This window comes from Lysinibacillus sp. GbtcB16 (assembly GCF_019091145.1).
GTDB classification, from domain to species: domain Bacteria; phylum Bacillota; class Bacilli; order Bacillales_A; family Planococcaceae; genus Lysinibacillus; species Lysinibacillus fusiformis.
Genome location: NZ_JAGXJV010000285.1, coordinates 1 through 281 on the forward strand (window position 1 = coordinate 1; position 281 = coordinate 281).

Genomic DNA, 281 nt, shown 5'->3' on the forward strand with positions numbered 1-281 from the left:
TGAATATTTGCCCCTACTTGCTTAAATCCACCATCCACTACAGCTGGCAGTTCTGTTATTGGCGAAATACGGGAAGAACCGAAATCATATCCTACTACCCCTGTTATATCTCCAGTAAAAGTATCTCCTACTTTTGCTACATAATTGCGAGGTACTTTTACAGAAAGGCGCTCTGGGTTTAATTGATTTTCATCTAATAGAGGTGTGCCATATTGTGTTACTATTTTATCTCCACTATTTTTTACTGTTACATATAAATTTCCGTTTTTCTGAGGTGTAAT

Annotated in this window: 1 pseudogene; it reads right to left on the reverse strand. The window is 36.7% G+C overall.

The features are described from left to right. Positions 1-281: pseudogene (locus tag KVT27_RS24280) on the reverse strand (DUF6359 domain-containing protein); the annotation flags it as partial.